The organism is Corallococcus sp. AS-1-12 (assembly GCF_020036995.1).
Classification (GTDB): domain Bacteria; phylum Myxococcota; class Myxococcia; order Myxococcales; family Myxococcaceae; genus Corallococcus.
In genome coordinates this window covers 16,598-28,878 of sequence record NZ_JAIQDD010000021.1, presented here as the reverse complement: position 1 = coordinate 28,878, position 12,281 = coordinate 16,598, and the positions used below count along the sequence as shown (strand labels likewise).

The window sequence follows — 12,281 nt, the reverse complement described above, 5'->3', positions numbered from 1 at the left end:
TGCTGTCATACCGTGCGTGAAGTCGGCGCCGCCGGAGACCGGATGTCCAACCCTGTACGCGTCGTCTTTCGCAACCAGGCCAACGCGCCTGTGACCGTCATCATCAACGGCTATCAGAGCGCCGGCGGCGCCCCGACCCGCGTCTATTCGGGGCAGGTCACCGGGATGAGCGGGGTCTTCCAGGTGTCGGGTTACGCCACCTACTCCTGCTCCGCCTACGCGACGACGATGGTGTCCCCCGCGCTGGCCCCCCAGACGGACGTGTCCATCGTCTTCACCTCGGAGCAGACGCCATGAGCGGGATGCGAGTCGTCTTCACGCCGTTGCCGGGGCAGACCTATCAGGCGAGCATCAGGAAGCTCTCCCAGGGGCAGCCGCCCACCCAGGTGAAGGACGTGCAGGTCTCCAAATCCGCGTCCACCGACGTCACCACGACGTTCTCCGGCGGCGCGGGTGAGAGCTACTTCATGCAGCTCTTCCCCTCCGGAGGGGCGCGGGCCATCTCCGGGACGGCGACCTTCTCCTCGGACGTCACCCTCACCTTCGGCGCGCTCTACACCGTCTTCGACGAGGGATGAGCGCGCCGCCGGCTCCAGAGACGCCGTCGCTGTTCCTGGTGTCGCTGCCCCGCTCCCTGTCCTCCACGACCTGGCAGTGGGCGCGCGAGCTGTTGCGCCTCTCCTCCCCCGGCTGGGTGACGGACGGCGAGGTGCTCAACCTGGAGCGCTTCGGCTTCGCGTCCAACCCCGCGGCGGTGCACTTCCTGCGCCCGTCGGACGGCCCCGCCTTCGAGGCCGCCCGCGAGCACCTGACGCACCTGGTGCGCCCCACGGGCTGGGCCTACAAGGACGTCACCCAGCCCTTCGTCGTCTCCGCCGCGCTCCGCCAACCCGGCGCCCTCCGGGTGCTGAGGATCCACCGCTCCATCGCGGACGTCGCGCTCGCCATGGGGGACCGGGGCTGGACCTATCCCGCGCGAGGCGTGCGCCGCGACGACCCGGATGAGGCCCTCATCGAGGGCCTGCTCGACGCCCAGGAGGCGCTGGAGTCCATCCCCGGCCTGGTCGTGGACTTCGACGACCTGGTGATGGACGAGCTGGCGCTGCCCGCGTCGCTGCGGAGCCTCTATCCCGGGCTCGCCCTGCCCGACACCGTCACCTTCGACGAGGCGTTCCTCCGGGCGCGCGACGAGGTCCTCACGCGGCGCCGGAGCGAGCGCCACCGGGTCCTGGGAGATCGCGTGCTGGAGGCCGTGCGGCGGCGCGCGGAGGAGCGCCGTGCGGGCGCCGCGGACGCGCCCGGGACTTCCCTGCCGGCCGCCGGTCGCCGGAGCCGCCCGCGCATCCTCGTGGTGGGTGACGCCGTGGCCCCCACCGGCTTCAGCCGGGTCACCGAGAGCATCTTCCGGCGCCTCGCGCACGACTACGACGTGCACCAGCTCGGCATCAAGTACGCGGGCGGGGACCACGACCTGCCCTGGACGCTCCACCCGGCCATCGACGCGCGCGGCGTCAGCCAGTTGCCGGAGCTGTGCGCCCGCCTGGAGCCGGACCTCGTCTTCCTCGTCAACGACATCTGGGTGCTCGGGGACCATGTCCGCGCGCTCGGCCGCGTGCCCGGACGCCACCGGCTGGTGGCCTACTGCCCCGTGGACTCCGGGCCGCTGAGCCCGGCCTTCCTCGCGGGGCTCCAGGGCGTCCACCGGCTGGTCGCGTACACCGCGTTCGGCCAGGGCGAGCTGAGCGCCGCCGCCGCCAGGCTCACCCCCGCGCCCACCTGGCCCCGGGTGGACGTCATCCCCCACGGCGTCGACACGGACGTCTTCCGCCCGCTGACGCCCGCGGGGCCGTCGCTCGTCGCGTCCCGCCGCGCCAGCCGCGCCGCGCTGTTCGGGACGGACGCGCTGGACGACGCCTTCATCGTCCTGAACGCCAACCGCAACCAGCCGCGCAAGCTCATCGACCTCACCGTGCGGGGCTTCGCCGCGTTCGCGCGGGAGCGCCCCGACGCCCGGCTCTACCTGCACATGGGCACCGAGGACGTGGGCTGGGACGTGCGCGGCCTGGGGGCGCGCTTCGGCGTCACCGACCGCCTCATCATCAGCACGGACCAGCGCTTCGCGCCCCGGCTGTCGCTCGCCCAGCTCAACCACGTCTACAACGCGTGCGACGTGGGCGTGAACACCTCCAGCAGCGAGGGGTGGGGGCTCGTCGCCTTCGAGCACGCCGCCACCGGCGCCGCGCAGGTGGTGCCCGGCCACACCGCGCCCGGGGAGCTCTGGGCGGGCAGCGCCGAGCTGCTCGACGTCGCGTTGACCTTGTGCCAGCCCCGCATCCTCACCGACGCCCACGTGCCGTCCGTGGACTCGCTGACGGCGGCGCTGACCCGGCTGTACGAAGACCGTGCGCACCTGGAGGCCCGCTCCCGGGCCGCCCATGCGCTCGCCACCCGTCCCACGCTCCGGTGGGACACCATTGCCCTGCAGTGGGCGCGCCTCTTCGAGGACGCGCTCTCCCAGGGCGGAGGCCGTCCATGAACACCCTCTACCAGCAGGCCCTCGCGGGAACCCTGGCTTCGGCCCCCACCGGCGGCATGCGCTCGCTGCGCTTCTGGAACAACCTGCCCGTGGACGCGCAGCTCTTCTACCTGGCCGAGGACGCGTCCCGCTGCCCCATGGGCGTCGTCCCCGCGGGCTACGCGGTCAACTTCTGGGTGGCCAACGGGGACTACATCAGTTGGTCCTGCCGCCACACGGGCTCGTTCATCGGCCTGTGCTCCATCACCTCCAGCACGCCCAGCGTCTTCTTCGGCCCCAACTCCATGGTGGCCCCCAACGACGTCGGCCTGCCTCCGCAGCCCACCTCCGAGGTCATCATCCCGCCGGACTCCCCGCGCGTCCTCGTGGCCGCGGGCCTGCTGCAGAACCGCAACCGCACCATCCGGGAGCAGTACTGGCGGCGGCTGCCCGAGTCCTACACCATCGCCCCGGGCGAGACGCAGACGGTCAGCACCACGTCCACGTCGAACATGCAGCAGACGTCCTCGAGCACGGAGACCGTCTCCGCCTCGCTCGGCGCCAGCGCGAGCGCGGGCTGGGGGCCCATGTCCGTGGGCCTCTCCGCCAGCCTCTCCGCCAGCTCCACCAGCTTCCAGGAGGTCTCGCTCAGCACCGAGTACACCGCGTACGTCTCCGACACGCTGACGGCCACCGAGAGCTACACGCAGATGGTCATCAAGTGGCAGTTGATGGACATCGTCAGCGTGCTCTCTCCGGACGGCGTGGTGCTCTCGAGCATCGTCAACGGGCTGTCGCCGGTGGTGATGCAGGGGCCCTACAACGTCTCCGACCCTGCGACGCTGGGCGCCGCGAAGAAGGCCCTCAACCCGGCGCGCCCGGGCTTCCCCCGCACGCGCGTCGCCGCCCGCCCCTTCCAGCCCCGGGCCATGGCGGGCCGCGGGTGATCGTCGCGTACTGGAATACGCAGCGGGCCAGCGGTCTGCGGTCCCGAAACCTGGAACCCCAGGCCCGCTGCATGTGGTGCTGCCAGCAGATCCTCCAGTGGATCATCGCGACCGCCAACGCCCACCAGGCCCTGCCCTCGCTCATCTTCCTGTCGGAGGTGTCGCAGGGAGGAGGCGCGCTGGCCGAGTACCTCGGCTCGGCCGGCGGCTACCGGGCGCGCTACATCGCCGCGGGAGACCGGAACGACAACGCCAGCCCGTGCTCCTTCATCGTCATGTGGCAGGAGGAGCTGAACCCGGAGATCGAGATCGTCGGCGTCAGCCAGCGCCGGCCCATGGTGCGCGTGCGGCTGCGGGACCTCACCGTGGGGGGCGTCCACATCATCGCGAACTCCGACAAGGCCCCCGAGGAGATCTTCGGCGACATCACCGAGCTGCACACGGAGCCCAACCCCGCGGTGCTCATCGGCGACATGAACTTCCCCTGGACCCGCCTCGACAAGGCGCAGCCCGGCGACTCCCAGAGCCTGGAGGACGAGATCGCGGACCTCTACGACTGGGAGCCGGTCCACCCCCGGCTCCAGGCCACCTTCGGAAAGGTCTCGGAGACGGGCGGGTTCCGGACCCAGATCCTCGACTACCTGTGGAAGTCCGAGGACATCAGCCGCATCGACGCCATGCCCCCGTTCCCCGGCTACAACCAGTGGACGATGATCGACCACGCGCCCATCGCCTACCGCATCCACCTGAACGACGAGGACGAACTGATGTCCGACGGCGAGGATGAGATGGGCGACGACGCGGCGGGCGCGTCCGCTCCCTGAGCGGCGCTCAGCCGCGCGCCGGGGCGTGACGGCGCAGCCACTCCACCACCGTGGGCCAGAGCGTGGCGGCGTGGTGCTCGCGGAAGAAGCCCAGGTGGCAGATGCCCTGGCCGGCGCTGTCCGCGGGCGAGAACTGCCGGCGCTCCACGGCGCAGCCGGTGAGGTGCTCGCACACCAGGTCGATGGATTCGGGCGGCCCCCAGGCGTCGTCGTCCAGGCCAATGGACAGCACCGGCATGCTCAGCCGCCGGAAGCGGGCCGCGGCGTCCACGCCCGGATCATCGAAGTAGAAGCGGGGCAGCGACGCCCAGCGGCTCCACTCCAGGGCGGCCCGGGCGGGGACGTCCTCCCCAAGCCCCAGCCGTGCATAGGGCATGTAGCCCAGGAACCGCGCGCACAGCGGCCCGATGAGCTTGAGGTACATCCTCACCAGCAGCCGCTCCCGCAGGCACCGGATGAACCGCAGGCTCCCGGCCTGGGTCGCCACCATCACCGCCGCGGTGAGCCGCTGGCTGCTCGCGCTCAGCCCAATGGCGTGGCCGCCGAAGCTGTGTCCCACGGCCAGCAGCGGCAGCCCCGGGTAGCGCTCCGCCGCCCAGTCCGTCACCGCGCCCACGTCCTCATCCGCCCAGGTGAGGAACCCGGCGCGCGTCCGCTTCGCCACGCCCGAGGGGTGCACGCCCCGGTAGTTGTAGGTCACCACCGCGAAGCCGTCGTCCGTCAGCCGCGCGGCGAACGCGAAATACATGTTCGCGGGCATGGCCGTCGCGGGATGCACCAGCACCGCGCCTCGGACAGGCCCTTCGGGGGTGTGCAGCGTGGCGTGCAGCTCGAAGCCATCGGCGCAGCGGATGCGATGCGGAGTCGAGCGTGCCATGGCCCTCGGGAGCTGCTTCGCCTGAAAACCTATCGGCTAGCATGTACCTCCGTACCGGGCAAGGACGTGCCTTGTGGGGACCGGCGCGGGTGCTGGCCCGCATCTCCCCTGCGACCTCCGTGCAGCAGGCGCATAGGCTGGGGACCTTTCTGGACCCAGAGGAGTCACGTGATGCCCCTGTCCTCCGCCGAGCCGTCCTCGCACGTCGACGTGTTGATCATCGGCGCGGGCCTGTCGGGCATCGGCGCCGCGTACCATCTGCAGACGCGCTGCCCCACCCTGAGCTACGCCATCCTGGAGGGGCGCGGGGCCATGGGCGGCACGTGGGATTTGTTCCGCTACCCGGGCATCCGCTCGGACTCGGACATGTACACGCTGGGCTACCGGTTCCGGCCGTGGCTGGGGGGCAAGGCCATCGCGGATGGGCCGTCCATCAAGGCGTACATCGAGGAGACCGCGGCGGAGTACGGCATCGACCAGCGGATCCGCTACCACCACCGCGTGACGCGCGCGGAGTGGTCCTCCGAGCACGCGCGCTGGACCGTGGACGTGGAGGTGGGCCCCGAGCGCGCACCCGTCCGCATGACGTGCGGCTTCCTCTACGCCTGCACCGGCTACTACGACTACGCGAGCGGCTACACGCCCACGTGGCCCGGCACCGAGCGCTTCCGGGGCCGCGTCGTGCACCCGCAGCACTGGCCGGAGGACCTGGACTACGGCGGCAAGCGCGTGGTCGTCATCGGCAGTGGCGCGACGGCGGTGACGCTGGTCCCCGCGATGGCCGGGCGCGCCGCGCACGTCACCATGTTGCAGCGCTCGCCCACGTACATCGCGGACCAGCCGGCCGAGGACGGCGTCGCCCGGGCGCTGAGGGCCGTGCTCCCCGGGCGCGCGGCCTACGCGGTCGCGCGTTGGAAGAACGTCGTGCGCGGCATGCTCCTCTATCGCCTCGCGCGCAGCCGGCCGCGGCTGTTCAAGTGGCTCCTGCGCCTGGGCGTGCGGCGCGCGCTCGGCAAGGCGTACGACGTGGATACGCACTTCGCGCCCCGCTACAACCCGTGGGACGAGCGGCTGTGCGTCGCCCCGGACGGCGACCTCTTCCGCGCCATCCGCGAGGGGCGCGCCTCCGTGGTGACGGACCACATCGAGTCCTTCACCGAGACGGGCCTCAAGCTGCGCTCGGGCGCGCACCTGGACGCGGACCTCATCGTCACGGCCACGGGGCTGAACGTGAAGATCCTCAGCGGCCTGGCGCTGACCGTGGACGGCGAGCCTGTCCAGGTGTCGCGGACGCTCGCCTACAAGGGGATGATGTTCAGCGACGTGCCCAACCTGGTCGCGGCCTTCGGGTACACCAACGCGTCGTGGACCCTGAAGTGCGACCTGGTGGCCGAGTACACCTGCCGCCTGCTCAACCACATGAAGCAGCATGGCTACACGCAATGCGTGCCCCGCTTGACGGGGCCTGCGATGACGCCGGAGCCGGTGCTCGACTTCAGCTCCGGCTACGTGCAGCGCGCGCTGGACGCCCTGCCCCGCCAGGGCACGCGCGCCCCGTGGCGCCTGTACCAGAACTACGTGCGCGACCTGGTGATGATGCGCTACGGCCGCGTGGACGACGAAGCCATGGAGTTCAAGCGTCCCGGAAGCGCCGCCCCGGGACAGGCGCTGCTCCCGGGGTCGGCCCGCGGCTGAGCGCACGCGGCTTCACGGAGGCTGCTCGCCTCGCGCTCCTGAAACCTGTCCGACGGTCAGACGGGCCTTCGGAACAGGTCGCCCAGGTCCGCGGGCAACTGCGACGCCACGGCGGCGACCTCCTCTTCCGGGATGCGGTCGCGCACGGCGGTGAACACCGCGGTGACGACGCGGAAGGCCTGGTCCGGCTTGATGTTCAGGTGGTCCGCCACGTCGGTGATGAACTCGTCGCGGCCGATCCGCTTGGCGCGCGACGGACCCCGGTGCACCGAGCAGGCCCCCAGGATGGCGCCGATGCCTCCGGGCAGCGCGCGGTAGAGCTTCACGTCCTCCCCGTCCGACAGCCGCCGGGCGAGCGAGCAGAACACCGCGCTCGCCGCCTCCCGGGCCTCCAGGCCCTGGGTGTGCATGACGGCGTCGCCCTGGATCTCGTCCAGGAACGGCTGGAGCTCGAGCGACTCGTCGCGCTCCTTGACGGGCACGGCGTGGGTGTCGGGAGGAACAGTCGAGGCCATGGCAGCGTCTCCGAAGGTTCAGGGCCCCGGGACGGGGCCGTGGTTCCGAAGAGGCTGCGCATGTGCCAGCGCGCCTGCATCGTCCACCGGCGCCAGGGGCGCGCGGGCGGGCGGGCCACCGCTGCGACTCCCCGTCACCGGCAGGACGGGCCCGTGGGCTCGCTGGGGCGCTCGAGCGCGGGGGTGGGCTGGCCGGGCGTGAGGTTCAGCGCCGTGTTGATGAGCCCCACGTGGGAGAAGGCCTGGGGCACGTTGCCGAGCAGCCGCCGGCCCACCGGATCATACTCCTCGGACAAGAGCCCCACGTCGTTGCGCACCGCGAGCAACCGCTCGAACAGGGCGCGCGCGTCCGCTTCGCGGCCCATGAGCACGTAGCAGTCCGCCAGCCAGAACGAGCACGCCAGGAAGGCCCCCTCGCCCCCGGGCAGCCCATCCCCGCTGTCCTCGGAGTCCGTCGCGTAGCGCCGCACGAAGCCGTCGCGCAGCAGGTCGCGCTCGATGGCCGCCACGGTGTCGCGCATGCGCGGATCCGTCACCGGCAGGAAGCCCACCTGCGGCATCAGCAGCAGGCTCGCGTCCAGCTTCCGCGAGCCGTAGGCCTGGGTGAAGGCGCGCCGGTGGTCATCCCAGGCCCGGGCGCAGACCTCCGCGTGGATGCGATCACACAGGCGCCGCCACCGCGCCACCGGTCCGTCCAGGCCGAAGGACGCCACCCCCTTGAGCGCCCGGTCGAAGGCCACCCACGCCATGACCTTGGAGAAGGTGAAGTGCTGGCGGTGGCCACGCACCTCCCAGAGCCCCTCGTCGGGGCGCTCCCAGTTCCCCTCGAGGAACCGCAGCAGCGCCCGCTGCATCGACCACGCGACGTCCTCCGGCGCCAGGCCGCCCCGGCGCGTCTGGTGGAGGGCGTCCATCACCTCGCCGGGGACGTCCAACTGCAACTGGTGGACGGCGGCGTTGCCCAGGCGCACGGGAGCGGAGCCCTCGTAGCCTGGCAGCCAGGGCGCCTCGGCCTCCGTCAGCCGCCGCTCTCCGGCGACGCCGTACATGATCTGCAGCTTCGACGGGTCGCCCGCCACGGAGCGCAGCAGCCAGTCCCGCCAGGCCGCGGCCTCGTCCCGGTAGCCGGCGTGCAGGAGCGCCTGGAGCGTGAACGTCGCGTCCCGCAGCCAGCAGTAGCGGTAGTCCCAGTTGCGCACCCCGCCGGGCCACTCGGGCAGGGACGTTGTCGCCGCCGCGACGATGCCGCCCGTGGGCGCGTACGTCAGCGCCTTGAGCACCATGAGCGACGACAGCACCGCGTCCCGCCACTCCCCCTGATAGGTGCAGCGGGCGGACCACTCGCGCCACCACGCGGTGGTGTCCTCCACCTCCCGGGCCGCGTCGAGCCTCGGCGGCGGCTCCTCGTGCGACGGGAACCAGGTCAGCACGAAGGGGACGCGCTGCCCCTTCGCCACGGTGAAGTCCGCCACGGTGGTGAGCCCCTCGCCGCGCGTCGCCACGGGCGTGTCGAGCGTCACCGCGTCGGGCCCCGCCACCGCCAGCAGCCCTCCGCCCGGCCGCTTGCGGACCCAGGGCACCACGGAGCCGGAGTCGAAGCGCAGGACGAGCTCCATGCGCATGGGCACCCGCCCCTCCACGCCCTCCACCAGGCGGACGACGTCCGGCGTGCGCCCGCGCGGCGGCATGCAGTCGACGAGGCGCACGGTGCCCTCGGGCGTGGTGAACGTCGTCTCCAGGACGAGCGTCCCCTCGCGGTAGCGGCGGCACGACCGGACAGCGCCCCCATTCACGGGAGCGATCAACCAGCGCCCGTGCTCCGGCGTCCCCAGGAGCGCCGCGAAGCACGCCCCCGAGTCGAAGCGCGGAAGGCACAGCCAGTCCAGCGACCCGTCCCGCCCCACCAGCCCCACGGCCTGGGTGTCACCTACCAGTGCGTAGTCCTCGATGCGCAGGGCCATGGTCGTCCGATGGGAAGATGGACATCCCCGGAGGACGCGCCCCGGAGCGGGAGCGCCCCCCGGCGGCCACGGATGCGCTCCGCGCCGGACGCCGGTTGGACTATGAGGGGGGCGATGACCCCGGGAATCACCGAATCGCTGGGCCTCTTCGCCGCGGGCGTGGTGCTGCTGCTGCTGGGAGGAGACCTGCTCGTCAGGGGGGCGGTGGCGCTCGCCGAGCGCCACGGCGTTCCGCCCCTCACCGTCGGGCTCACGCTGGTGGCCTTCGGCACGTCCGCGCCGGAGCTGGCGCTCAACGTGGCCGCGGCGTCCAGCGGGGCAACGGCCCTGACGTTCGGCAACATGACGGGCTCGTCGCTCACCAACGTCGGGCTGGTGCTGGGCCTGTCCGCGATGGTGCGCCCGGTGAAGGTGCAATCGTCGCTCCTGCGGCGAGAGCTGCCCGTGCTCCTGGGCACCGTGTGCCTGCTGCTGGCGCTGTGCTGGCTGCCAGGCGCCCTGGGCCAGAAGGGACCGCTGGGGCTGACGCGCATGGATGGAGCGGTGCTGCTGTGCGGCTTCGCGGGCTTCGTCGGGATGCTGCTGCGCGCGGCGAGGCAGCCCGTGCGCGTGGGGGCGCCGCTCGCGGAGGAGGTCTCGGAGGCGGCGCGGCGCGAACCCTTGATGTCCTGGCCGCTGGCGACGGTGATGGTGCTGGGCGGGCTGGCGCTGCTGGGGTTCGGGGGCAACCTGGGCGAGGAGGGCGCGGTGGGGGCGGCCCTGTCGCTGGGCCTGTCCCAGCAACTGGTGGGGCTCACCGTCGTGTCCGTGGCCACCACGCTGCCGGAGCTCGTCACCAGCCTCATGGCCGTGCGCCGTGGCCAGTCGGACATGGCCCTGGGCAACATCGTGGGCTCCAACATCTTCAACCTGCTCTTCATCCTGGGCACCGCGGCGCTCATCCGCACCGTGCCGCTGCCGCCGGGCGGGACCGTCATCCTGCTGGCGGTGCTGGGCTTCACCCTGCTGCTCTTCCCGCTGTCCATCACCTTCGACTGGACCATCACCCGGCCCGAGGGCCTGCTGCTGTTCGTGCTGTACCTGGCCTTCATGGGCTGGCAGCTCTGGCTGGGGCTCGCCGCCCCGGCGGCCCTCCCCTGACGCCGGGCGGTTGGCGGGACCACGGCCGGTGGGTACCTGCAATGGATGCTCCGCATCCGCCTGCGCGCCAAACTGACGTTGGGTGTCTGTCTGGTCCTGGTGCCGCTGCTGGGACTGCTGCTGTTGGGCATCGAGGAAGGGTATGAGATGCGCCGGGCCTCACTGCTCAACAGCATGGGGCAGACGGCGACCATGGCCGGGCTGCTCATCGACGCGTCGCTGGGTGACGCCATGCGCCTGGCGGAGACGCTCGCCGTGGGGGCGGCAGGGCAGGACCTGCGCGCGGGCGAGTTCCGGCGCTCCCTGGCGGACCTGGTGCGCCTGCGCGAGGACCTGCTCAACGTGGCCGTGTTCGACGTCTCCGGCCAGCCCATCACCTCCGCCATGCCCTGGCCGGAGACAGCGGAGGGCATCCTGGACCGCCCCTACTTCCAGCACGTCCTCCAGACCAAGGAGGCAGGCGTCTCCCCGCTCATCGTCGGCCGGCGCACGAAGCAGCCCACGGTGATCGCCGCCGCGCCCATCCTCGACGCGACCCGCAAGCTGGTGGGCGTGGTCACCGTCAGCCTGCGCCTGGACCGGGTCTCCCAGCGGATGCTCGACATCGAGCTGCGCCCCGGTCAGGCCCTGTTCGTCACGGACTCGCTCGGCCGGCTCGTCCTCCACACGGGGCGCCTGGAGTCCTCCTGGCCGGAGCGGGACCTCTCCGGCATGCCGCGCATCCAGGAGGCCCTCTCCGCCGGGACGCCGGTCCTCACGACGGACTTCCAGGGCATCTTCCTGAAGGACTCGCGGATCGCCGCGCTCGTCCCCACCCCACGGCAGGGCTGGCTCGTCGGCGTCACGTGGGGCACGCAGGAGGCCTTCGAGGAGCTGGCCGGCGTGCGCCGGCTCCAGCTCGCGGCCTTCACCGCCATCGCGCTGCTGGTGCTCGCGGGGGCGTACACGCTGGCCGCCTACCTCAGCGGGCGGGCATCCCGGCTGGTGGAGCACGCCCGGGCCCTTGGGCGGGGGGAATGGACGCCCATCCCGCCGTCGCGCCTGGGCACCGGGGACGAGCTGGACGAGCTCACCCACGCCTTCAACCACATGGCGGCGGAGCTGAAGTCGGAGCGCGAGCGGCGGGAGCGGTTCATCTCCGCCGTCGCCCATGACCTGAAGAACCTCATCACGCCGCTCACGCTGGCCACCCAACTGCTGGGCTCCCCCTCGCGGCAGACGCCGGAGGCCCGGGAGCGGATGCTCGCGCGGCTGGGCCGGCAGACGGCGGGCATCGAGCGGCTGGTGTCGGACCTGCTGGACGTGTCCCGGCTGCAGACAGGCCACTTCACCCTGTTCCGGCAGCCCAGCGACGTGGCGAAGGTGGTGCGCGACGTCCTGGAGGAACAGCAGGAGGGGGCGGCCGGCCATGTGCTCGTGTACGAGGGGCCGGAGCACCTGGGGGCGGAGATTGATCCGGACCGCGTCGGGCAGGTGCTCACCAACCTGGTGGGCAACGGCATCAAGTACAGCCCGGAGGGCGGGACGGTGACGGTGGCGTTGAGCCAGACCGCGGACACGGTGGACTTGCGCGTCGTGGACCAGGGCATCGGGCTGCAGCCCCAGGAGCTCCAGGAGGTGTTCGCGCCCTACTCGCGCGCGGTGGAGGCCCGGAGCATCCGGGGGTTGGGGCTGGGGCTCTACATCTGCCGTGCCATCGTGGAGGCCCACGGCGGCACCATCGAGGCGCGCAGCGAGGGGCGCGGCCGGGGGACCACCTTCCTCGTCAGCCTCCCCCGTCACCCGCCCGGCGGCGCCGCCACGTAGC

General features: G+C 72.2%; 11 protein-coding genes. 8 read left to right on the top strand and 3 right to left on the bottom strand.

Features of this window, described 5'->3' with window-relative positions; translation table 11 throughout:
* Positions 1 to 42: 42 nt before the first annotated feature.
* The 5 genes from K8556_RS27120 (at position 43) to K8556_RS27100 (ending at position 4,286) form a co-directional block, all read left to right on the top strand.
* Positions 43 to 297 carry a hypothetical protein gene (locus K8556_RS27120; protein WP_223743006.1) on the top strand — a complete coding sequence of 85 codons (255 nt, stop codon included), beginning with the start codon at positions 43 to 45 and terminating at the stop codon, positions 295 to 297.
* Positions 294 to 578: a hypothetical protein gene (locus K8556_RS27115; protein WP_223743005.1), complete on the top strand. Its 285-nt coding sequence runs from the start codon at positions 294 to 296 to the stop codon at positions 576 to 578. Before K8556_RS27120 ends, K8556_RS27115 begins: the two co-directional genes overlap by 4 nt.
* Positions 575 to 2,536: a hypothetical protein gene (locus tag K8556_RS27110; RefSeq protein ID WP_223743004.1), complete on the top strand. Its 1,962-nt coding sequence runs from the start codon at positions 575 to 577 to the stop codon at positions 2,534 to 2,536. Before K8556_RS27115 ends, K8556_RS27110 begins: the two co-directional genes overlap by 4 nt.
* Positions 2,533 to 3,462: a hypothetical protein gene (locus tag K8556_RS27105; RefSeq protein ID WP_223743003.1), complete on the top strand. Its 930-nt coding sequence runs from the start codon at positions 2,533 to 2,535 to the stop codon at positions 3,460 to 3,462. Before K8556_RS27110 ends, K8556_RS27105 begins: the two co-directional genes overlap by 4 nt.
* A gap of 71 nt (positions 3,463 to 3,533) precedes the next feature.
* Complete coding sequence (locus K8556_RS27100) at positions 3,534 to 4,286, top strand: hypothetical protein (RefSeq protein WP_223743002.1); 753 nt, start codon at positions 3,534 to 3,536, stop codon at positions 4,284 to 4,286.
* 7 nt (positions 4,287 to 4,293) lie between these two features.
* Here the strand turns inward: K8556_RS27100 and K8556_RS27095 are convergent, their stop codons facing one another.
* Positions 4,294 to 5,163 (bottom strand): alpha/beta fold hydrolase, encoded by an 870-nt coding sequence (locus tag K8556_RS27095; RefSeq protein ID WP_223743001.1) that lies wholly within the window; start codon positions 5,161 to 5,163, stop codon positions 4,294 to 4,296.
* Between the two features lie 171 nt (positions 5,164 to 5,334).
* Between K8556_RS27095 and K8556_RS27090 the strand changes: the two genes are divergently transcribed.
* Positions 5,335 to 6,858, top strand: a complete 1,524-nt coding sequence (locus K8556_RS27090) for an NAD(P)/FAD-dependent oxidoreductase (RefSeq protein ID WP_223743000.1) — start codon at positions 5,335 to 5,337, stop codon at positions 6,856 to 6,858.
* A 56-nt stretch (positions 6,859 to 6,914) separates the two neighbouring features.
* Here K8556_RS27090 and K8556_RS27085 read toward each other — a convergent pair whose 3' ends face one another.
* Positions 6,915 to 7,373, bottom strand: a complete 459-nt coding sequence (locus tag K8556_RS27085; protein WP_223742999.1) for a DUF2267 domain-containing protein — start codon at positions 7,371 to 7,373, stop codon at positions 6,915 to 6,917.
* A gap of 134 nt (positions 7,374 to 7,507) precedes the next feature.
* Positions 7,508 to 9,334, bottom strand: coding sequence for a glycoside hydrolase family 15 protein (locus K8556_RS27080; RefSeq protein ID WP_223742998.1), 1,827 nt, complete (start codon positions 9,332 to 9,334; stop codon positions 7,508 to 7,510).
* 114 nt (positions 9,335 to 9,448) lie between these two features.
* Here K8556_RS27080 and K8556_RS27075 point away from each other — a divergent pair, with 114 nt between their 5' ends.
* Both K8556_RS27075 and K8556_RS27070 read left to right on the top strand, forming a co-directional pair.
* Complete coding sequence (locus K8556_RS27075) at positions 9,449 to 10,474, top strand: calcium/sodium antiporter (protein WP_223742997.1); 1,026 nt, start codon at positions 9,449 to 9,451, stop codon at positions 10,472 to 10,474.
* A 45-nt stretch (positions 10,475 to 10,519) separates the two neighbouring features.
* The gene (locus K8556_RS27070; protein ID WP_223742996.1) at positions 10,520 to 12,280 is read left to right on the top strand and encodes a sensor histidine kinase; all 1,761 of its coding nucleotides are present in this window, start codon (positions 10,520 to 10,522) and stop codon (positions 12,278 to 12,280) included.
* Position 12,281: the final 1 nt, after the last annotated feature.

Bases quoted from the DNA above. Each gene is read 5' to 3' on its own strand.
- K8556_RS27120 (WP_223743006.1), top strand. From the start codon at position 43: ATGTCCAACCCTGTACGCGTCGTCTTTCGCAACCAGGCCAACGCGCCT.
- K8556_RS27115 (WP_223743005.1), top strand. From the start codon at position 294: ATGAGCGGGATGCGAGTCGTCTTCACGCCGTTGCCGGGGCAGACCTAT.
- K8556_RS27110 (WP_223743004.1), top strand. From the start codon at position 575: ATGAGCGCGCCGCCGGCTCCAGAGACGCCGTCGCTGTTCCTGGTGTCG.
- K8556_RS27105 (WP_223743003.1), top strand. From the start codon at position 2,533: ATGAACACCCTCTACCAGCAGGCCCTCGCGGGAACCCTGGCTTCGGCC.
- K8556_RS27100 (WP_223743002.1), top strand. From the start codon at position 3,534: ATGTGGTGCTGCCAGCAGATCCTCCAGTGGATCATCGCGACCGCCAAC.
- K8556_RS27095 (WP_223743001.1), bottom strand. From the start codon at position 5,163: ATGGCACGCTCGACTCCGCATCGCATCCGCTGCGCCGATGGCTTCGAG.
- K8556_RS27090 (WP_223743000.1), top strand. From the start codon at position 5,335: ATGCCCCTGTCCTCCGCCGAGCCGTCCTCGCACGTCGACGTGTTGATC.
- K8556_RS27085 (WP_223742999.1), bottom strand. From the start codon at position 7,373: ATGGCCTCGACTGTTCCTCCCGACACCCACGCCGTGCCCGTCAAGGAG.
- K8556_RS27080 (WP_223742998.1), bottom strand. From the start codon at position 9,334: ATGGCCCTGCGCATCGAGGACTACGCACTGGTAGGTGACACCCAGGCC.
- K8556_RS27075 (WP_223742997.1), top strand. From the start codon at position 9,449: ATGACCCCGGGAATCACCGAATCGCTGGGCCTCTTCGCCGCGGGCGTG.
- K8556_RS27070 (WP_223742996.1), top strand. From the start codon at position 10,520: ATGCTCCGCATCCGCCTGCGCGCCAAACTGACGTTGGGTGTCTGTCTG.